This is a genomic window from Allobosea sp. UNC402CLCol, assembly GCF_000745475.1.
Lineage (GTDB): Bacteria > Pseudomonadota > Alphaproteobacteria > Rhizobiales > Beijerinckiaceae > Allobosea > Allobosea spartocytisi.
Window position 1 is genome coordinate 13,301 of sequence record NZ_JQJJ01000008.1, and the last position, 20,394, is coordinate 33,694.

The window sequence follows — 20,394 nt, forward strand, 5'->3', positions numbered from 1 at the left end:
TGCCGCCTCGCTCGCTTAACCGCCTGCCGACCCGGAAAGAGGGCCCGCGCCCTGCCTCAGTTCTGCGCTTCGCCCTCGGGCTTCCCGTTCTTGCCGAGCCTGTCCTTGAGGGCTGTCATCAGCTGCGGATCGGCCAGCAGCGCCTTGATCTGGTCGCTCGCCGCCATCTTGCCGTCCATGTAGCGCAGCAGGTTGGCGAGCTGCTCGCGCGCCTCCAGCAGCTTGGCGGTCGCCGGGATCTGGCGGGCGACGGCCGCGGGGTTGAAATCCTCGAACTTGGTGAACTTCAGCGCGACAGAGAGCTTCTCGCTTTCGTCCTCGCCGAGCTTGTTGGACACGTTGAAGGCAAGGCCCGGCTCGATCGCGGCCATGCGCTGGTCGAAATTGTCCATGTCGACGTCAAGGAACTTGCGCTGCGAGATCTCCGGCTTTTCGACCGCCGAGGCGTTGCCCGAGAGATCGGCCAGCACGCCCATCACGAAGGGCAGCTCGATCTTTTGCTCGGCGTTGTAGGGGTCCTCATAGGTGATGTGCACCCGAGGCGGCCTGTTGCGGCGAATGAACTTCTGCCCTGAATCTCCGGCCATGACGCATGCCCCTTTTGCTAACCGGACCACGCTGACGTAGCGTGATACTGTATAGAACTTCGGAATTCATCGATATAGTCTCATCATCGCGACGAGAGGTTCAAATCAAAACCGAAAAACTTCCCTAGCTGTCGGCATCCGGCATCTGCGCAACCTCGGGCAGGATATTGCCGAGCAGCGACATGAAATCATGCTGCGCCAGAGCGCAGGCCTTGTCCATCAGGAGCGGCGTCGGATGCGAAGGCTCCACCTGCCGGTAGAAGGATGCGACCGCCCTCATCGCGTTGACCGCATCGGCGCGGTTGCCGATGGCGATCACCGCCATGGCGGCAGCCGGCGGCGGCACGTGGGACGGAGCCTCCGCCGCACCGGAATCGGCCTCTCCGTCCTCGGCCAAGGCCTCGGACTCTTCCGCCACGCCGTTGTCATGGCCGTCGCCGTCATCGCTTTCGACGGAGGCGCTGTCGTAACTGTCCTCCCCCGCCTCGGAATCATGGCCGTCCGGCACCGGAAGACGCTCGAGCGGCAGCCTGAACCGGCGCACTTCGCCGATCTCGAGAACCGCCTTGTCGACGTGCTCCGGAAACATGATCTGGATGACCTCGATCAGCGACTTGCCGATGAGCTGCTGCGCCTGCCCGATCAGCAGGACAGCCGGGCTCGACGGCTCCGTTTTGCGAAAGTAGCCGAGGCAGGCCGCCAGCGTATCCTTCACTTGGAGGATGCTCGAAAGGCCGCCCGGATTGAAGGTTGCAGCGCTAGTTGCCGGCATCTGCGCGTCGGTCGCCGCAGCCGCCGCCGAGGGCTGATGCCCCGGAACGCGCCGCGCGACCGCCATGTCCAGAAAGCCGGCGATCTGGTCCAGAAGTGCCACGAGGCGCGGGAAGCCGAGCGGATGATCGACGCCTACTCTCTCGATCCAGATCGCACGCAGGCGCGCGAGCCCTTCGCGCGCGGCGTTGATATGGCCGAGGGTCGCCGTCAGGGCATCGACCTCGACCTCCCCCAGCGCTGCCTGGATCGCGCCCGCATCGGGATGCTGCTCGCCCTCGACCAGCTTTGTCTCGCCGCTGGCGACAAGCTGGCTGCGGAAGGCGAAGGCGCCGATGCGGCGGCTCACGAACAGCGGCGCGTGCTGCAACGGCAGAACCACGGTCGGCAAATCGTCCAGCCCCTGCAGCGTGACCTCGCGCATGATGAAGTCGCCATCCAACGCGCGCGGATGCACCTCCTCCCAATGCTCGCCGAGGATCTCCGCCATGGCTGAGAGACAGGCGGCAAAGCCGGCAATGTCGCGATTGAGGATCGAGAGCTTCGCCGCGAGCACGAAGAGCCGGAGGTCCTGCGAGCGGGCCATCAGCTTGCCGAGATCGGCGAAGGCGGCGGGGAACTCGATGCTCGAGCGGTCGAAGGCGACCTGCCTGCCGTCGTCGTCGCGGCGGAAATACGCCACCGGAAGCACGACCTCGAGGCGCGCCGTGACATTCATGAAGTCGGGGTCGTCCTCGAGGTCCGGCCCGCAGGGGCCGTCATCGGACATCGGCTTCGACAGTTCGGCGAAATTCAGCGCGGCCATGCCTCTCCCCAGAATGCCTCTTCCCGCCCGGCAACGCGGCGGCCCGGAAGCCCCACGAACCGCCGTGAACAGATCGACCGTGCGCTCAATTCGCGGCGCGCAAGCGCGTCTCGACGCGGCGGTTGTCGCCGGAGAAGGGGTCGGCGACCACCGGCTGGCTCTGGCCATAGCCCTTGGCGACGAGCTTGCCGGTGTTGACGCCCTTCTCGCCGAGATAGCGGACCACCGCCTCCGCGCGGCGCTCGGACAGGCTCATGTTGTAGGTCGGATTGCCGGCGGCATCCGTGTGCCCCTCGACCATGAAGGTCTGACTGGAAAGCTGGGGCGTCTTCAGGGCCTTGGCGAATTCGTCGAGATTGCCCTTGGCCTCGGGCTCCAGCACGTCGGAATTGTACTTGAACTTCACCACGAGATCGAAGGCGCTCGGCGGCTTGGCGATCTCGACCGCATGGCCAGCCTTCGCGCATTCGGCCTCGGTGCCGATGCACAGCCCGCGCGTGACGCCCGCCGGCTTCGGCGCGACGACGCCGGGCTGGAAATGCTTGACGATGTCGTCCGCCTTGTAGGTCTGCGCCATGGCGCCTGTCGCCGTGGTGAGAACCATCGAGCCCGCCAGAGCGACGAATACCTTGAATGCGGATTGCTTGCGCATGGGAACCTCCCAATGTGTCACGCCAATCGGCGGATGAAAACTTACGGATCCGACGATGACTCTGAGAGTTAGTTACGTCAAGTCGAATTTAGGTTCAATCGTCGAAAGGTTTCGTTGATGCCATCGAATCCTGGACAAGAACAAAGGATTGCGTCCTTTACGACTCCAGCCGGAAAGGACGAGTTTTCACTTATCCGTTTCGAAGCCGATGAATCTTTAAGCGAATTGTTTACTTATAACGTTGAGGCAATCAGCAAAACTGAGAATGCCGACCTGCAAAGCATCATGAGCGAGAAGTGCTCGATCAAGTTCACGTTGAAGAACAAGAGCGAGCGGGTTCTCAACGGCACGCTCGTCGATGCTCAATGGCTCGGCAAGCAGGACGACCTCTATGTCTACCGATTCACGCTGAGGCCCTGGCTCTGGCTGCTCTCGCAGCGCGCAGACTGCCGGATCTTCAAGAACAAAACCGCGCTCGACATCATCAAGGAGATCTTCAAGAAGGAGAACGCGGCGAGCTTCGATGACCGCACCAGCGAGACGCTGCAGCCGATCGACTACTGCGTGCAATATCGCGAGACCGATCTCGACTTCGTGCTGCGTCTGATGGAGCAGTACGGCATCTATTACTACTTCAAGCACAGCGACGGGGACCACAAGCTGGTGCTCTGCGACTCCCGCTCGGGCCATGACCAGGTGATGCCGAGCGCCGAGGCGAACTTCACGGGCGACAGCTCGATCTTCGCCTTCGTCGCGCCGGGCAGCCGCTTCCCGCGCGCGGATGTCGAGCATCTCACCCAATGGTCGACGGTGCGGCGCCTGCGCACCGGCAAGGTCGAGCTGAAGGACTATGATTTCGAGAAATCGGGCTCCGACCTCACGGCGCGCGCCGAGGAAGGCTTCCCCAAGGCCAAGTCCTATGAGGCCTACGACTATCCGGCGAGCTACACCCAGCGCGACCAGGGCGAGCATTTCGCCCGCGTCCGGGCGCAGGCGCAACAAGCCAAGGACGACCGGCGCTACACGGCCGGCGAGGCGCCGAGCCTCTATCCGGGCGCGCTGATGAAGCTCGGCGAGCACCCTTCAGGCGCCGAGAACACCGAATATCTCGTGGTGCGCGCCACGCATATGCTCGGAGCTCAGGGCTACCGCTCCGGCCAGCAGGATGAGGCGGTCTACAGCGGCTCCTTCGAATTGCAGAAGAGCGACCGGCGCTTCCGAGCGCCCCTCGTCACGCCGCGCCCGAAGGTCTACGGGCCGCACACCGCCAAGGTCGTCGGCGAGAAGAACCAGGGCGAGGAAGGCGATATCGACGTCGACGAGTACGGCCGCATCTGGCTGCGCTTCCATTGGGACCGCGAGGACGGCTCCACCTCCTGCCGCACCCGCGTCGCGCAGATGTGGGCCGGCAAAAACTGGGGCGGCCAGATCATTCCGCGCATCGGCCAGGAGGTGATCGTCGAGTATATCGAGGGCAACCCGGACCTGCCGCTCGTCGTTGGCGCCGTCGTCAACGATCAGCACAAGCCGCCCTACGAATTGCCGGCGAACAAGACGCAATCCGGCCTCAAATCGGAATCGACCGACCATGCAGGCTTCCCCGGCACCTATAACGAGATCAAGTTCGAGGACCTCAAGGACAGCGAGGTTCTCGAGATGCGGGCCGAAAAGGACCACAAGGTCACGGTCAACAATATCGAGACCCGCGAGATCGGCGAGCGCTTCCAGGGCAGCAACTATTCGCGCGAGACCACTCTGAAGCTCGGCAACGACAAGCTCGACATCCAAAACGGCAAGCTCGACGTCGAGGCGCTGACCGAGATCAATCTCAAGGTCGGCGAGAGCACGATCAAGATGACGCCCGGCAGCATCGAGATCAAATCGCCGACCATCACGATCCACAGCCAGGCCCTGACGGAGGTCAAGAGCGACGGCGCCCTCGTCGTCAAGGCCCCGATGGTGACGATCAACTAACGGCTGGAGCCTCCATGTCACGCCTGCGCTTCAGCACAGCCCGCGAAGTGTTCGAGACCTATCCCTCGGCCTCCCAGGCCGTCACCATGCCGCCGACGGCGGAGCCTCCGCTGGCTTTCCTCGCGCGCCTGGTCAAGGGGCCGGCGCCAATGGAAGCCGCCGGCTTCTGCGCCTTCCTCCTGCCGAGGCGCGAAACGGTATGGTGGGCCCTGCAGGCGGTGCGCGCGTTGCAGCCGCCCGGCACGCAGGACCCCGGCCTTGCCGCCGCCGAGGCCTGGGTCCGGGAGCCCGGCGACAAGACCCGCTTCGAAGCGCTGCGCCATGCCCAGGCCGGAGATCGCGCGCGGCCCGGCACCTTCGTGGCCTGGGCGGCCGGCTATTCCGGCGGCAGCATGTCGGAAAGCCACGCCATCCCCACCCCGCCGGACCTGACCGCCAAGATGGCCCGCATCGCCGTGCTCAATGCGATCAACCGTCTGCCGGCCCGCGAGCGCGAAGCCGCATTGCGCGCCTGTGTCGAAGCATGCATTCGTTTGGCCGAAGACGATGCCGGCAAGCGCTGATCTTCTCGCGCAGCTCGGAACGGGATGTCCGCGATGGCGCTGACACTGACGATCGAGAACCAGGCCTCGCTGCCCGATGGCGGCCCGCTCAGCGTGACCGCCAGTGGCGGGCGCGGCCTCGATATCGGCCGTGACCAGCATCTCGACTGGGCGCTGCCCGATCCCTCGCGCGCCGTCTCCGGCCGCCATTGCGAGATCCGCTTCCGCGACGGCGGCTGGTGGCTGCGCGACATCTCGACCAACGGAACCTTCGTCAATGGCGGCGAGCATCGCGTGCAATCGCCCTACCGCCTCCAGCACGGCGATCGGCTCGAGATCGGCCACTACATCATCGCGGTCGCCATCGACGAGGAGGCCGGGCAGGCAGCGGCGCAGGCGGCCTCTCCTCCCCCATCCTATGCCGCCGACCCGGAAGCGCTCTGGGCGCCCAGCACGGATGCTGCGCCGCCGATCTCGCGTCGCGATCTGATGCCGCCCGGCCACGCCAAGCCGGTGCATGCAAGCTTCATCGACTGGGCCACCGACATTCCCGCACCGGCCGCCGGGCCGGCGCCGCCAGCCCCTCCACCGGGCCGGTCTGCCCAGCCACCGCAAGGCGACGATTTCGCCTGGGCGCCCTTGCAGGCCGCCCCCGTCCCCCAGGCGGAGCCGCTGGCGCCGATCCCCACGCCGCGCCGTCCGACGGCAAGCGGCCCGGCCTCCGCGAACCCCTGGGATGAGCCAGCTGCGACCGAACCGGAGCCCGATGCCGAGCAGATGCCAGCGCCCGCGACCACGCCGGTGTCCGCGCCTGCCCTCGCGCGAGAACCCGCCCCCATGAGTGGCCCTGCCGCGATCTCGATGGGCGAGTTCATGCAGCGCTTCGCCAAGGGCGCCGGCGTCTCGCCGCAAGCCCTGTCCACGCAGGACCCGGGCGCCTTCGCCGAGCAGCTCGGCGGGCTGATGCGCTTGATCGCGGAGGAGCTGAAGGGCCTGCTCGCCGCCCGCGCCGAGAGCAAGCGCATCGCCCGCAGCACCAACCAGACGATGATCCAGGCGCAGGACAACAACCCGCTGAAATTCTCGCCGACGGTGGACGACGCGCTGCAGCTGATCTTCGGCCAGCCGCGCAGCGGCTATCTCGACGCGAAGCGCGCCTTCGACGAGAGCTTCCGCGACCTCAAGGCCCATCAGATCAAGACTTACTCCGCCATGCAGCACGCGCTGCGGATGCTGGTCGAGGATCTCGATCCGCAAGCGATCGCCGAAGCGACCACGCCGGAAGGCGGGATCGGCGGGCTGATCGGCTCGCGCAAGGCGAAGATGTGGGAGACCTATGTCGCACGCTGGGAGGCCAAGACCGCCCCTTATGAGGACGGTCTCGTCGACGCCTTCATGATCTATTTCGCCGAGTGCTACGACCGCGGCGGGAAGTGACGGCCGTTCCCTGCGGCCGTCATGCTCGGGCTCGCCCGGAGCATCTCATGCAGAATGAAGCTCCAGTGCCCTTCTGTCCGGAGATTCTCGGGTATCCGCTGCGCTGCGCCCGAGAATGACGCCACCCTTCAATCCTACCGCTTCGCAGCCACCGCCGTGATCTCGATGCCGTAGCCGGGTGATGCCAGCTTCGCCTCGACGGTCGCGCGCGCCGGCGCATGGCCCGGCGCCACCCATTTGTCCCAGACCGCATTCATCTCGCCGATCTTGCCGATATCGGTCAGGAAGATCTGCACGCTGAGGATGCGCTCCTTGCCGCTGCCGGCATCCGCGAGCGTTTCCTCCAGCAGCGCCAGCACCTCTTGCGTCTGCTCGGTCAGCGAGCGCCCTTCCGTCTTCTCCGGCACATGGCCGGCGAGGAAGACGATGCCGTTGAAGATGGCGGCGTCGCACCAGCGGGCGGTCAGCCCGATGCGTTCGATGGTCATGGCAGGTCCTCCGAAGTGGGATTGGGAGAACCCGCTTGGCGAGCCCGAGACCTCCGGTCAAGCCGGAGGATCGGCACCCCGGCGACCCACGGGACGGAAAACGATCCAACATCAGTGACTTGCGTGGAATTCTTGAATCAATCCGGAATCATCCGCCGATGATGACTGTCGGCAGGCCCATGATGATTTTGTTGGGCGGGCCCAGCGCTTCGAGGACAGTATCGCCCATCCGGCAGGCCGGCAGATTGTTGATCAGCACGGTCTGCGAACCGTCGATGACGACGCCGAGTCCATGCGGCACGGGCGGCGGCACGGGCGTCAGGCAGTTATGGATATCGGCCCCGCCGGAAGCACCGGTGATCATCGAGCCCATGCTGGCGGAGACGGCGTTCTTCGTCGCGATTTCGGCCGCGAGCGCTGCCGGCGCGCCGGGCGTACCGGCAGCAGCCAGCGTCGCGGCCTCCGCCGCCTGCACCGTCGCATCGGCTGCGGCTTTGGCGCCCTGGATCGCCGCGGCGGCCGCGGCTGGAACCCCTCGCCAGGCCGGCAGGCTGCCGATCAGCACGTTCGGACTGCCCGGCCCCGGCTGCAGAATGCCCGGCAACGGGTGGATCACCGGGTCGGTGATGCGTGCGGCAGGGCCTTTCGGCATCGTCGCCTCCCGTTCTCGAACGGATTCGTTCCTTTCAGGACTGCCCTCAAACTCTGTCCACCGCATCCTTCAAGTCAATGACGGCGCCTCGCGCGCGAAGCGCTAGCATTTCGTTAGGTGACGCTGGGGCAAGCCCCGGATAAGCTCGCCATGCCTGCCTTCGAGTGAGCGAGACCGGAATGTCGTGGTACAGCAAGGTCGTCTGGTCGGAAGGGCTGTTCCTCAGGCCGCATCATTTCCAGCAGAGCGACCGCTATCTTGAGAACCTGCTGGAAAGCCGGGTCAGGGCCATCACGCCCTATCCGTGGGGCTTCTCGGTGCTGGAGATTGACCGCGACCTCGCCCAGCAGAGCCGCATCGGTCTGCGCCGCGCCGTCGGCGTGATGCCGGACGGCACGCCCTTCGCGCTGCCTGACAACAGCCCGCTCCCGGCCGCGATCGAGGTCCCGGAGAATGCGGCGGGCCAAATCGTCTGGCTCTCCCTGCCGCTCTCGGCCGCCAACACCCGCGAGGTCGAGGACGCACAGACCGGCTCCGCGAGCCGCTATCTCCCCGCGACCGAGATGCTGATCGACTCGACAGCCTCGCTGCGCACCGAGGAGGAAATCGACGTCGCCCATCCGCGCCTGACCCTGGAGCTGCGCAAGACCGCCAAGGCCGGCTATGTCGGCCTGGCGCTCGGCCGCATCCTCGAAGTGCGCGACCGTGCCGTGCTCTTCGACGAGAAATTCGCCCCGCCCGTGCTGGTCTGCTCGGCCTATCCGGTCATCGAGGGCTGGCTCGACCGCGTTATCGGCTGGATCGACAACAAGCTGGAGGAGCTCGCCCGCTACGCTGCCGATCCCACGGCCGGCGGCGGCCTGCAGAGCGCCGACTATTTCGTGCTCCAGCTCCTCAACCGCAACATTCCCGTGCTCAAGCATATGCGCCGCTCGCGCTTCGTCCATCCCGAGCGGCTGTTCTCGACATTCCTGGCGCTCGCCGGCGAGCTTGCGACCTTCACCACGGCCGAACGCCGCGCCCGCGACTACCCGGCCTATGACCACGACGACCTGGAGAATTGCTTCGCTCCGGTGGTGCGCGACATCCAGGACTTCCTCTCGGCCAACCTCGGCCGCCGCGCCATCCGGCTGGAGATCGTCGAGCGCGCGCAGAACGCCTTCATGTCGACGATCCGCGACCGCAGCCTCATCCGCAATGCGACGCTCGTGCTGGAAGTGGCAGCCCGCCGGCCGCTCACCGAGATCCAGGCGCAGTTCCCGCAGCTCTTCAAGATCGGCCCCAACACCAAGATGAACGAGATCGTCCATGCCCATCTGCCGGGCATCAATCTCGTCCATCTGCCGACGCCGCCACCGCAGATCCGCGCGCTGACGGATCATGTATACTTCTATCTCGACCGCACCTCGCCGCTCTGGCCCGAGTTCAGTACGGCGAGTTCGATCGGCATGCATTTTTCCGGTGACTGGCCCGATCTCGAACTCGAGCTCTGGGCCGTTCTGGAGGGCAGACGATGAGCGATCCGGGTTCGCCCTCAGATCCGTTCGGCCGCTCCGAGCGAACGATCATCAGGCCGAACCCCGGCGGGCGCCGCGCGCCCCTGCCGCCCGCTCCTGCCGCACCAACCCCGGCTGCCCCGCAGGCGCCCCAGCCCTATCAGCCACCGCAAGTGCCTTCGCCCGGCGTGCCCGGCACCGGCGACGAATGGATGTCGAACCCGGCGCCGATCCCGCCGCGCCAGCAGCAGGCCCCGCCGCCCTCTGGCGGCGGCCAAGCCCTGCCGCGCCGCGACCAGCTCCTGACGCCGAACGCCAACCCGCTTCTGCGTGCCGCGGGTCCGCTCCTGCTCCTGCTCGGGCGGATGCGCGCCAACCTCTCCAACGCGCCCTTCGCGCAGCTTCTCGGCCAGGTCGGCGAATCCATCGAGGCCTTCGAGCATGAGGTCCGCGCCGCCGGCGTCTCGCACGAAACCGCGCAGACGGCGAAATACGTCATCGCTGCCAGCGCCGACGACATCGTCCAGAATATTCCCGGCGACGACCGTCATGTCTGGACCCAGTACAGCATGCTCTCGCGCTTCTTCGGCGAGCGCATCGGCGGCGTGCGCTTCTTCGAGATGCTCGACAAGGCCAAGGCCGATCCGTCGGTCAATTATGACCTGCTCGAACTGATGCATGCCTGCCTCGCGCTCGGCTTCCAGGGCATCCACCGGACGTCGGCGGGCGGCGCCAACAATCTCCAGATGATCCAGCGCAACCTGTTCGAGACGCTGCGCCGGGTGAAGCAGCCCGACCCGGAGCTCTCGCCTCGCTGGCGCGGGCAGGCCATCGCGCAGGCCGTGACCGGCTTCAAGGTGCCCGTCTGGTCGGTGGCGGCGATCGCGGCCGTCGCCCTGCTCGGCGTCTATTTCGTCTTCCGCGCCCTGCTTGCCGGCAATGCCGAGGCGGCCTCAACCGCCCTGCTCTCGGTCCATCCCAAGGGCGAGGTCGGGATCATGCGCAAGGTCTTCTCGGCCCCGCCGCCTCCACCGCCTCCACCGGCACAGCCCCCCAAGGTCTGCGCCGCGGTGCAGCCGCCGATCGTCTGCCTGGTGACGCCGAACGTCGTCATCGTGCGCCTCGCCGGTATCACCCTGTTCGAGCCGGGACAGGCTGCCGTGCGCGCCGAGTTCCAGCCGCTGATCGAGCGCATCGCCGCTGTGCTGGAGCAGGAGGGAGGCGCGATCAAGGTCGTCGGCCATACCGACAATGTACCGATCCGCACCGCCCGTTTCCCCTCCAATGTCGAGCTCTCGCAGGCCCGTGCCAAGGCGGTCGGCGACATGCTGAAGACCAAGCTGACCAAGCCCGATCGCATCAGCTTCGAGGGTAAGGGCGCGGACACGCCGATCGCGCCGAATGCCACCCCCGCCGGCCGCGCCCAGAACCGGCGCGTCGAAATCCTGATCCAGCGTCAGAACTAGGAGGGCGAAGCTATGAATCTCGCCACCTGGCTGCGCATCATCGCGATCCTGATCGGCGCGCTCGCATTGGCCGCGCTGATCTGGTTCGGCGGCCCCTTCGTCGCTTTCGGGGAGGTGCGTCCCTTCGAATCCTTCTGGGTCCGCATGCCCGTCGCCGTGCTTCTCCTCGTCGGCGCGCTCGCCTGGATCGCCGTCATCATCATCCGCCGCCGCAAGGCGACGGCCGCGCTGACCGAGGCGCTGGAAAAGGAAGAAACGACCGGCGACGGCGCCGCCCTCTCCAGCGCGATGAAGGATGCGCTGGCGACGCTGAAAAGCGCCCGCGGCAAGGGCGGCGACTATCTCTACGACCTGCCCTGGTACGTCATCATCGGCCCGCCCGGCGCCGGTAAGACCACCGCTTTGGTCAATTCCGGCCTGAAATTCCCGCTGGCGCGCGGCGCGACACCCGCCGCCGTCGCCGGCTCCGGCGGCACGCGCTATTGCGACTGGTGGTTCGCCGAGGATGCGGTGCTGATCGACACCGCCGGCCGCTACACCACGCAGGACACCGACACCAAGGCCGAGAAATCGAGCTGGTTTGCCTTCCTCGACCTGCTCAAGACCAACCGCCCGCGCCAGCCGATCAACGGCGTGCTGGTCGCGATCAGCGTCGAGGACCTGCTGACCTCCTCGCCGGAGGAGATCGCCGCCCATGCCGACGCGATCCGCGCCCGCCTGCTCGAACTGCACGAGCGGCTGAAGGTCGATTTCCCGGTCTATGCGATCTTCACCAAGGCCGACCTGATCGCCGGCTTCAACGAGTTCTTCGGCCAGTTGACCGAGCCGCAGCGGCGCATGGTCTGGGGCCACACCTTCCAGACCGCCGACAAGACCCGCAACATGATCGGCGACGTGCCGCCGGAATATGACGCGCTGATCGAGCGGCTGAACGAGCGCCTGCCCGATCGTTTGCAGGACGAGCACAACCCGACCGCGCGCGCCCAGATCTTCGGCTTCCCCAGCCAGATGGCGACGCTGAAGCGCTCCATCGTCGATTTCCTGACCCGCGTCTTCGAGCCGACGCGCTACCACGCCAATGCGACCTTGCGCGGCTTCTACTTCACTTCGGGTACGCAAGAAGGCACTCCGATCGATCAGTTGATCGGCGCGCTCTCGCGCAATTTCGGCTCGGACCATGCCGGCGCGGCTTCCTTCTCTGGTAAAGGCAAGAGCTATTTCCTCACCGAATTGATCCAGAAGGTGGTGATCGGCGAATCCGGCTGGGTCTCGACCGATCTCGGCGCCGCCCGCCGCACCACCGCGCTGCGCATCGCCGGTTTCGCGACGGTCGCGCTGCTGTCGCTCGCCGCGCTCGGCCTGTGGTGGACGAGTTTTTCGCGCAACAGCGACCTGATCACCGCCACCAATTACGGCCTTTCCGACTATCGCAGCGCCGCCGCGCCCGTGCTGCAGGAGACCACGATCTCCGATCGCAATTTCAGCCGCGTGCTGCCCCTGCTGCACAAGCTCCGCAACATGCCGGCCGGCTATGCCACGCAAGCCGAGCCAACGCCGACGCTGGCCACCTTCGGGCTCAGCCAGCGCGAGCGCCTCCAGAACGCGAGCGAGATCACTTACCAGCAGGGTCTGGAGCGGATGCTGCGGCCCCGCATCATCTTCCGCCTGGAGGAGCAGCTCGAGCAGCAGGCCAACAATCCCGGCTTCGTCTACGAGGCGCTCAAGGTCTACATGATGATCGGCGGCCAGGCGAAGCTGGACCGCGACCTCGTCACCTCCTGGATGCGGCTGGACTGGGCCGAGAACCTCTTCCCAGGCCCGGCCAACGCCAAGGGCCGCGAGGCGCTGGAGGAGCACCTGACCGCCATGCTCGACCTCGACGAGGGCACGGGCGAGCCGATGGTGAAGCTCAACCAGTCGCTGATCGAGCAGAGCCAGCGGACGCTGCGCCGCCTCAGCATCGCCGAGCGCGCCTATGAGCTCCTGCGCACGCAATCCCGCAGCGACAGCGCCAAGGATTGGGTCGTCTCGCAGCGCGGCGGTTCCGATGTCCGGCTGGTCTTCGAAGGCGTCGGCGGCGAGGATCTCGATCAGGTCCGCGTGCCGTATTTCTACACCTATGACGGCTTCCAGAGCGCCTTCATCGGCCGGCTCGGCGATATCGGCGACCGCATCGAGAAGGAGCGCTGGGTGCTGGGTGAAAACGTCGACCAGCAGGCGATCACCGCGCAATACGCGACGCTCTTTCAGGACCTCATGAAACTCTACAGCCGCGACTATGTCGCGACCTGGCAGAAGACGCTGCGGCGGTTGAAGCTCCGGCCGCTCAATGCCGACAAGCCGCGCTATGTCGCACTCAGTGCTATCTCGGCGGCGACATCGCCCTTCAAGCAAGTGCTGGAATCCCTGCGCGACGAGACGCAGCTCACCAAGGAGCGCCCCAACGCGAAGAAGGCCGTGGCGCAGACCGCCGCGAAGAACGCGGCGCAGACGCTGGACGAGCGCGCCAGCCAGGCGCTCGGCCGTCTCGGCGCCAACCTGCCGATGGCCTCGGCCGGCGTCGACCGCGTGCTCGCCGGCAGCAACGACGTCTCGCTCGGCGCCGATATCGAGGCCCAGTTCAAGCCCTACCACGTCCTCGTCGACGGCGATCTCGGCCGCCGGCCGGTCGACCAGCTCCTCCAGACCTTCTCGGAGATCAGCCAGAACCTCGCCATCGCCGCGACCAATCCGGCCCAGTCGGCGGCGGCGAATGCGGCGCTCGTGCCGCTGATCGCAACCTTGCGCGCCAATTCCTCGCGCTACCCCGCCCCGTTCGACGGCATGATCGTGCAGGCGGTCAACGATTTCGAGGGCGATGCCACCGGCGCCACCGTCGCCCTGCTGCGACAGGCCCTGGCGGAACAGGTCACCGGTGTTTGCAACGAGATCGTCACCAACCGCTACCCGTTCACCAAGGCCAGCGCCCGCGACGTGCCGCTCGCCGATTTCGCCCGGCTCTTCGCCCCCGGCCAGATCATGGACAAGTTCTACAAGGAGCGGCTGGAGCCCTTCGTCGACACCTCTAAGCCGCAATGGAGCTGGCGCGTCGACAGCCGCGTCGCGCGTGCTCTCTCACCCACGACGCTGCGTGAATTCCAGCGCGCCAGCGAGATCAAGGAGGCCTTCTTCCCGACCGGCGGCAACCTGCCCTCCTTCCAGATGGTGGTGACGCCGACCGCGCTCTCGGCCGATGCGTCCAACGCCAAGCTGGAGATCAACGGCTTCACCGTGACGAGCCAGCAGGGCGTCAACACGCCGGCCCCGGTAATGTGGCCGGGCGGCGGCGTCGGCAAGACGGCGGTGACGCTGACGCTCGGCGGGGCAAGTGGCAACGCCTCGGGCGGCATGTTCGGCGGCGGCTTCTTCTCTTCGGGCTCACAAAGCGGCAACGCTGCCCAGGGCGAGGCCAAGCTCTTCGAGAAGGACGGCACCTGGTCCTTCTTCCGTCTGCTCGATGCCGGCTCGGTGCTGAAGCAGGGCGACAATGTCGGCTTCAACCTGAGTGCCGGCGGCCGGCAGGTCGGCTATTCCTTCGGCGTCGGCTCGCTCAAGAACCCCCTGATCCTGCCGGCGCTGCGGGAAATCCGCTGCCCATCCGGGATTTGAGCCTTGAGCTGCGGCCTTTTCGGCAAGCTTCCGGCCAAGCGTGACTTCATCGCGCTGAACGCCCCCTCCAGCTTCCTCGGGCCTTACGAGAAATGGCTGCAGGGCGGGCTGACCGCGAGCCGGCTCGAACTCGGCAATCGTTGGCAGGACGCCTATCTCAACGCCCCGATCTGGCGCTTCTGGCTGGGCGGCGCGCAGGCCGGCGGGCAGACGGTCACGGGCGCCTTCATGCCCTCGGTCGACGGCGTCGGCCGCTATTTCCCGCTGACCGTCTTCGCCGCCGCCAGCCCGGGCGCCGCGATCCCGCCGCCGGAGCTCGACCCGCAGGAGCAATGGTTCGAGGCGGTCGAGGATTTTCTGCTGCAGGCGCTCGATCCGGAAGCGAGCTACGAAGCCGTGGCGCAAAGGCTGACCGCCCTGCCCGTCCCCAATGACCACCTCCTCGCCGCCCCGCCGCAGGACATGGTGCGCCTTTCGGATGGCACCATCGTCAGCGCCGCGACCGCTGCCGGCTTTCCCGAGCGGCTGGCGGCCCTGCGCATCGAGGATCATGCCCGTGCCTATGCTCATGCCTCCTATCTCTGGACAATCGGCGGGCCGAATTTCGAGCCGCTGGCGCTGACCGGTCAGGCATTGCCGGACCCTTACCTCTTCTCCGGCCTGTTGACGGGTCGTTTCGATGCCCATCTCGAACCCAAGCGCGTCAGCTCATGAGGGTTGCGCCATGAACGAAGCCCCACGCGAGGCCTCAGACTTCGAGACCGGCTGCATCAGTCATACCGGCAAGGTGCGCAAGGCGAACGAGGACAACTTCATCCTGCGTCCGGAAATCGGCCTCTGGGCGGTCGCCGACGGCATGGGCGGGCACGAGAACGGCGCGCTTGCCAGCGCGACCGTGGTCGCCGCGCTCGAAGCGGTGGGCGCGGCGGGCTCGGCGCCCGATCTGCTGGCGATGCTGGAAGACAGCGTGCTCGGCGCCAACGAGACGCTGCGCGAGGAGATCCGCAAGCGCGGCGCTACCATGGGCGCGACGCTGGTGGTGCTGCTCGTCCACCGGCGCCATTTCGCCTGCGTCTGGTCGGGCGACAGCCGCATCTATCTCGTCCGCTCCGGGCAAATCACCCAGATTTCACGCGACCACACCGAGGTCCAGGACATGGTCGACCGCGGGCTGCTCACCGCCGAGGAGGCGAAGCGCTCGCCGCGCCGGCACGTCATCACCCATGCCATCGGCGTGCACGAGACGCCCGAGCTCGATATCGAGAGCGGCGAAATCGCCGATGGCGACACCTTCCTCCTCTGCTCGGACGGGCTGACCGAACATGTCGCGGATACCGAGATCTTGCGCGCCGTCGAGGCCGAGAGCGCCCAGGCCGCCTGCGACGCCCTGCTCGCCCTGACGCTCGAACGCGGCGCGCGCGACAACGTCACGATCATCATCGTCCGCTATCGACAAGGCCAGGCCGAAAGGACACGCTGGATGCCGAACCGGCGCATGGCAGGGAGCAGCACGCCAGGGAGCAACACGCCATGAGCGACGACTCCGAGCGCACCGTCATCGCGCCCCGTGCCAATGCCCGCATCGGCACGAAGCTCAACGGCATCTACGAGATCGAGAGCCTGATCGCGGTCGGCGGCATGGGTGAGGTCTATCGCGGCCGCGCGATCCAGACCGGCGATGCGGTCGCGATCAAGATGATCCGGCCCGAGATGGCCCGCGACGAGGCGGCCCTCGCCCTGTTCCGGCGCGAGGCGGCGGCCCTGCACAACCTCTATAACGAGGCCATCGTCCGCTATTACGTCTTCACCATCGATCCGGTGACGGAATCGCCCTATCTCGCGATGGAGTTCGTCGATGGCCAGCCACTTTCCGAGCGCATCAAGGAGCGGCCGCTGACGATCGAGGAAGCCGACATCCTGCGCCAGCGCGTCGCGCCGGGGCTGCATGCCGCCCACCGGCTCGGCATCATCCACCGCGACATCTCGCCGGACAACATCATCCTGCCGGGCGGCGATCCCTCGCGCGCCAAGATCATCGATTTCGGCATCGCCCGCTCCAGCATCCTCGGCGAGGGCACGGTGATCGGCTCCGGCTTCGCCGGCAAATACAACTATGTCTCGCCCGAGCAGCTCGGCCTCTATGGCGGCGAGGTCTCCGGCCGCTCGGACATGTATTCCTTCGCGCTGGTGCTGGCGCAGGCCCTGACCGGGCGTGCCATCGACATGGGCGGCAGCCAGGCCGACATCCTCGACAAGCGCCGCCGCCTGCCCGATCTCTCGCAGGTCGACGCCAGCTTGCGCCCTCTGCTGGCGCGGATGCTGGCACCCGACCCGCAAAATCGCCCGGCCGACATGGCCGAAATCGCCGCCTGGCAGCCGCAGCCGGTCGGCAAGAAGGCCGCAGCGGCCGCCAGCCGATCAGCCGGCAAGCAGGCGCGTTCACCGCTGCCGCTGGTCGCCGGCATCGCCGCGCTCGCCCTGCTGACCGGCGGCGGCTTCTACGCCTGGACGGCACTGAAGCCGGCCGAAACCAGCCAGACCGCACGCCTTCCGGCCAATTCCCCGCCCCCGCTCTCCGAACCGCCACCTTCCGGCCGAACCGAGTCCCTCGGGGGCAACCCGCCGGCTCTGACCGAGACCAAGCCCGAAACCGCGGCTTCGGGACGGAGCGATTCCGGTGGCCCCAAGGCCACGCCGGACAATGCGAGCCCGCCACTCTCCTCGCCCCCGCAGACGACGCAGCAGAAGCCGGCCGATGGCCAGCTTGCTGTCGATGCCGAAAACGGCACGCAGCTTCCGCCCACGCCGCCGGTAGCGCCTCCCGTAAGGCCGCCCGCGATCACGCCCCCGCCTCTCACGCCGCCCGGTGTCGACACCAAGCCCCCGGTGAAATCGCCGGTCGCCATCAACACGCAGAAGCCTCCCGGCGAAAATACGAATCCCCAGCAGTCTCCGCCGATCGTGAAGGAACCCGATGCGCGCACGCCGGCCGAGCGAATCGAACGCTTCGTCCGCGACTATGACGGCGGCTCCTGTTTCTTCCTCTGGCCGATCGATATCGGCGATCGCAAGGCCGTGCTCGAAGGCTTCGGCAGCGGCACCGAGCCTTTCGTCGCCTTCGACAGCGCCTTCAAGGCGGCGCAGGGCTTCGAGGCGCAGATCAACCTGCGCCCGCTGACCAAGGCGCAGTGCCCCATGGCCGATTTCCTGCGCCAGCCCGGCCTCGCGATCGATCGCAACGTGAAGCTGCAGATCGGCTCGTTCAACATGAAGAGCGGCGAGGTACTCAACGGCTCGGTCGAGGCCGGCGGCGGCCTCAATCTCGATGTCGTGCTGATCGGCGATGACGGCCTCGTCTACAATCTCGCGAGCTTCATGAAGCGCGAGGGCGACAAGGTGAGCTTCAACCTGAAGCTCGAATCGACCGGCGGCGCGGCCCGCCCGCAGACGGTGCTCGCCCTCGTCAGCCAGGAGCCGTTGCCGGCGCTCTCCGGCCCCAACCCCTCGCCTGCCGGTGACTTCTTCGGGAATCTCAAGCTCGACCTCGCCCGCCAGACCGGCAAGCTCGGCCTCGGGGTCAAGTATTTCCGCATCGAGTGAGGAAGCGCGACCCCATCATTGCGAGCCAAGCGGAGCAATGACCGGGGTGCGCGACCGGCGCCCTCACATCTCCCGGTAGAGCACGCCCCACTCGTCCTGCCAGACGCCCGCCACGTCCTCGACCACGATCGGAGCCCTGATCTCGTTGGCCAGGCGGATCGCGGTGCGATAGGCGTCCTTGGCAGCCATCTCGTCGCTGACGAAATCGTTGACGAGATGGCCCGCCGCCAGCTCCGCCGGGCAATGGACCCGGCCGAAAGCCTCGCCGCCGCGCTCCGACAGGCTGAGCGTGATCGCATCGGCCTGCGGCCCGTCGACCTGTTCGAAACGATTGCCGGCCATGGTCATCACTCCTTCCCGAGCCCCGGCCCCGCGGGGAATGAAACGCCGCGCGCGGGATTGCCCGCGGCGAGAGGCACGCGATCAAGGCCATCACTTCTTCGGCTGCGGCCGGGCGACGCCCGCCCCCATCGTCGGCCTGACCGCGCTGTAGCGGTCGAGCCTGATCTTGATCATATCGTTGAACTTCTTGTGGACCTCGGAGACCGAGAGCGTCTTGGTCTCGCCGCCGGCATCGGCATAGAAGATCGGCCGGTTGGCCTGCGCCGGCTTCGGCAGGAGCTCCGCGGCCTTGACGCCCGGCGTCTCCTCCATCGTCTCGATGAAGGTCTGCGCAGCATCGGGCCCAAGGAAATGGATCAGGTAGATCTCGCCGCCGGTGAGATGGCGGCCGAGCGCCCGCTCGAGCCGCAACGTGTCGCGCTTGAGCATCTCCGCCGCCAGCAGCGCCGAGATATAGGGTTCGCGCCGCATGTCGAGGATGCGCTGGCGCTGCGAGGAATCTGTGACGACGAACTGCCGGCCGGACTTGCCGATCAGCTTGGTTTCCGCCGCGAGCCCGTGCTTCGCGCCGAATTCGTAGATCACGCCGAGCCAGGTCTGCTCGATGAACTGGTAGAGCCCGGTCGCCGAGGAGGTCTGCGCCTTCACCGCCGTCGAGAACGAAGATTCCTTGTCCGCGACAGCCATCAAGAGCGTCGGATCGGCACCGACGACCTTGCTCGCGCGTACGATGGTGTCGACGAGATGACGGCGGATCTTGATCGGCCCGAAGGTCAGGACCTGATCCGGGTCGCCGCTGGATATCATCGGCGGCGGCTGCGGCGCTCCGCTTGGCGAGGCCGGCCCCGCCGGCGCCGGCACACTGCCCTGCGCCTTGGGCGGCACCAGGAGGATGTTGGACGGCAACTGCAACTGGTTGACCGGGATCTGCTGCGTCGGCGCGTCGTCCTGCGCCTTGATGTTGGCGAGCGAAGGATCGTTGTCGAGCGCGAACTGGGCCGCCTGCCGCGCGCCCTCCAGATCCTGCTCGACGGAGGAGAGGATCAAGGACGGCCGCGCCGGAGCATCCTTCAGCGCCGGGACCACCTGCTCCGAAGCGAATTCGGTATTGTCCGGCGGCCTGTCCTGCTGCAGCCTTGCATAGGCCAGCCCCACGATCGCCGCGACGACGCAGACGACGCCCGCCGCAATGCCCGCCATCGCCATGCGGCCCGAGAACGCCTTCTTCGGAGCGGCGGCGAGGGCGTCGGGCTCCGGTCGCACTATCCGTGGCGCAGGCGATGGTGATGACGACTGCGGCGCCTTCGGCATCGCCGGTTCGCGCGGCAGCGGTGGCGCACGCGGAACATTGGCCTCGGCGGCCGGACGCGGCGGCGGCGGGGCGGCCGGCCGAGGGACAGGCCGTTCCGGCGCCTGCGGCGGCATCGGCCGGGCGGCGGCAGAAGCGGCTTGCGGCTCGCCCTTGCCGGTCACAAGCCCGCGCAAGGCGGGGATCCAGGAGGGACCGCCCTTTTCGCCGAGTGCGGTCAATTCATCGACGAGGCGCTTGGCTGCGAGCTGGGGCAGGCCCGCCTCGCGGGTCAAGGCCGTGACAGCCGCCTTCGCCGATGGCTCGGCCATTAGCTTCACGGCGAAGAACCAGCGCTGCAGGGAGATGCGCCGGCTCTCCAGCGGCGTGCCGGCCGCCGGATGGATCATGTAGTTGCAATGGTTGCAGGAAAAGCCGCGCAGCTTCGGGCGCGGCTCGAAGGTCGCCGGCCGGCCGCAGGCCGGGCAGGCCATGGTCGTGCCGCCATGGCTCAGGCGCATCAGCGCTGCGAGGCAGGCTTCCTCCGGAAACGCGACTTGGAATTGCCGGAAGCGCTCGCTCATCCCGACGATCCGCGCTCCACCTCACACTGACGCAAGGTTACGCCGCACCGCTGCGTGCGACA

Annotated in this window: 16 protein-coding genes; 9 read left to right on the forward strand and 7 right to left on the reverse strand. The window is 67.0% G+C overall.

Annotated elements, in window-relative coordinates:
* Window positions 1–56: 56 nt before the first annotated feature.
* The 3 genes from tssB to GY40_RS02055 form a co-directional block, all read right to left on the reverse strand.
* On the reverse strand, window positions 57–587 hold the full coding sequence (gene tssB / locus GY40_RS02045; RefSeq protein ID WP_081925067.1) for a type VI secretion system contractile sheath small subunit: 531 nt from the start codon (window positions 585–587) through the stop codon (window positions 57–59).
* 124 nt (window positions 588–711) lie between these two features.
* Window positions 712–2,163 (reverse strand): type VI secretion system protein TssA, encoded by a 1,452-nt coding sequence (locus tag GY40_RS02050; RefSeq protein WP_038358312.1) that lies wholly within the window; start codon window positions 2,161–2,163, stop codon window positions 712–714.
* Window positions 2,164–2,248: 85 nt separating this feature from the next.
* Window positions 2,249–2,815, reverse strand: a complete 567-nt coding sequence (locus GY40_RS02055; protein WP_051987427.1) for an OmpA family protein — start codon at window positions 2,813–2,815, stop codon at window positions 2,249–2,251.
* A 117-nt stretch (window positions 2,816–2,932) separates the two neighbouring features.
* On the opposite strand from GY40_RS02055, the gene tssI reads away from it, so the two are divergent.
* The 3 genes from tssI to tagH are packed head-to-tail and all read left to right on the forward strand — an operon-like array spanning window position 2,933 to window position 6,768.
* Window positions 2,933–4,789 (forward strand): type VI secretion system Vgr family protein, encoded by a 1,857-nt coding sequence (gene tssI / locus GY40_RS02060; protein WP_038358314.1) that lies wholly within the window; start codon window positions 2,933–2,935, stop codon window positions 4,787–4,789.
* A 14-nt stretch (window positions 4,790–4,803) separates the two neighbouring features.
* Complete coding sequence (locus GY40_RS02065; protein WP_038358316.1) at window positions 4,804–5,352, forward strand: DUF6931 family protein; 549 nt, start codon at window positions 4,804–4,806, stop codon at window positions 5,350–5,352.
* Between the two features lie 33 nt (window positions 5,353–5,385).
* Window positions 5,386–6,768, forward strand: coding sequence for a type VI secretion system-associated FHA domain protein TagH (gene tagH, locus GY40_RS26920; protein WP_038359846.1), 1,383 nt, complete (start codon window positions 5,386–5,388; stop codon window positions 6,766–6,768).
* Window positions 6,769–6,902: 134 nt separating this feature from the next.
* On the opposite strand, the gene GY40_RS02075 is transcribed toward tagH, so the two are convergent.
* Together GY40_RS02075 and GY40_RS02080 are read right to left on the reverse strand one after the other, a co-directional pair.
* On the reverse strand, window positions 6,903–7,256 hold the full coding sequence (locus GY40_RS02075; protein WP_038358318.1) for a RidA family protein: 354 nt from the start codon (window positions 7,254–7,256) through the stop codon (window positions 6,903–6,905).
* A gap of 148 nt (window positions 7,257–7,404) precedes the next feature.
* A complete protein-coding gene (locus GY40_RS02080) occupies window positions 7,405–7,908 on the reverse strand; it encodes a PAAR domain-containing protein (RefSeq protein ID WP_038358320.1) in 504 nt (167 codons plus the stop codon).
* 179 nt (window positions 7,909–8,087) lie between these two features.
* Here GY40_RS02080 and tssK point away from each other — a divergent pair, with 179 nt between their 5' ends.
* The 6 genes from tssK to GY40_RS02110 are packed head-to-tail and all read left to right on the forward strand — an operon-like array spanning window position 8,088 to window position 18,118.
* A complete protein-coding gene (tssK, locus tag GY40_RS02085) occupies window positions 8,088–9,425 on the forward strand; it encodes a type VI secretion system baseplate subunit TssK (RefSeq protein WP_038358322.1) in 1,338 nt (445 codons plus the stop codon).
* Window positions 9,422–10,870, forward strand: a complete 1,449-nt coding sequence (tssL, locus tag GY40_RS02090) for a type VI secretion system protein TssL, long form (RefSeq protein ID WP_038358324.1) — start codon at window positions 9,422–9,424, stop codon at window positions 10,868–10,870. The genes tssK and tssL overlap by 4 nt, the downstream gene beginning before the upstream one ends.
* Before the next feature lie 12 nt (window positions 10,871–10,882).
* The gene (gene tssM, locus GY40_RS02095) at window positions 10,883–14,518 is read left to right on the forward strand and encodes a type VI secretion system membrane subunit TssM (protein ID WP_038358326.1); all 3,636 of its coding nucleotides are present in this window, start codon (window positions 10,883–10,885) and stop codon (window positions 14,516–14,518) included.
* Window positions 14,519–14,521: 3 nt separating this feature from the next.
* Window positions 14,522–15,232 carry a type VI secretion system-associated protein TagF gene (tagF, locus tag GY40_RS02100; protein WP_038358328.1) on the forward strand — a complete coding sequence of 237 codons (711 nt, stop codon included), beginning with the start codon at window positions 14,522–14,524 and terminating at the stop codon, window positions 15,230–15,232.
* A 10-nt stretch (window positions 15,233–15,242) separates the two neighbouring features.
* Window positions 15,243–16,052 carry a PP2C family protein-serine/threonine phosphatase gene (locus GY40_RS02105; protein WP_038358330.1) on the forward strand — a complete coding sequence of 270 codons (810 nt, stop codon included), beginning with the start codon at window positions 15,243–15,245 and terminating at the stop codon, window positions 16,050–16,052.
* Window positions 16,049–18,118, forward strand: coding sequence for a protein kinase domain-containing protein (locus GY40_RS02110; protein WP_051987429.1), 2,070 nt, complete (start codon window positions 16,049–16,051; stop codon window positions 18,116–18,118). Before GY40_RS02105 ends, GY40_RS02110 begins: the two co-directional genes overlap by 4 nt.
* 63 nt (window positions 18,119–18,181) lie before the next feature.
* Here the strand turns inward: GY40_RS02110 and GY40_RS02115 are convergent, their stop codons facing one another.
* Window positions 18,182–18,460, reverse strand: a complete 279-nt coding sequence (locus GY40_RS02115; protein WP_038359850.1) for a hypothetical protein — start codon at window positions 18,458–18,460, stop codon at window positions 18,182–18,184.
* A 90-nt stretch (window positions 18,461–18,550) separates the two neighbouring features.
* Complete coding sequence (locus GY40_RS26365; protein ID WP_051987430.1) at window positions 18,551–20,332, reverse strand: transglycosylase SLT domain-containing protein; 1,782 nt, start codon at window positions 20,330–20,332, stop codon at window positions 18,551–18,553.
* Between the last annotated feature and the right edge of the window lie 62 nt (window positions 20,333–20,394).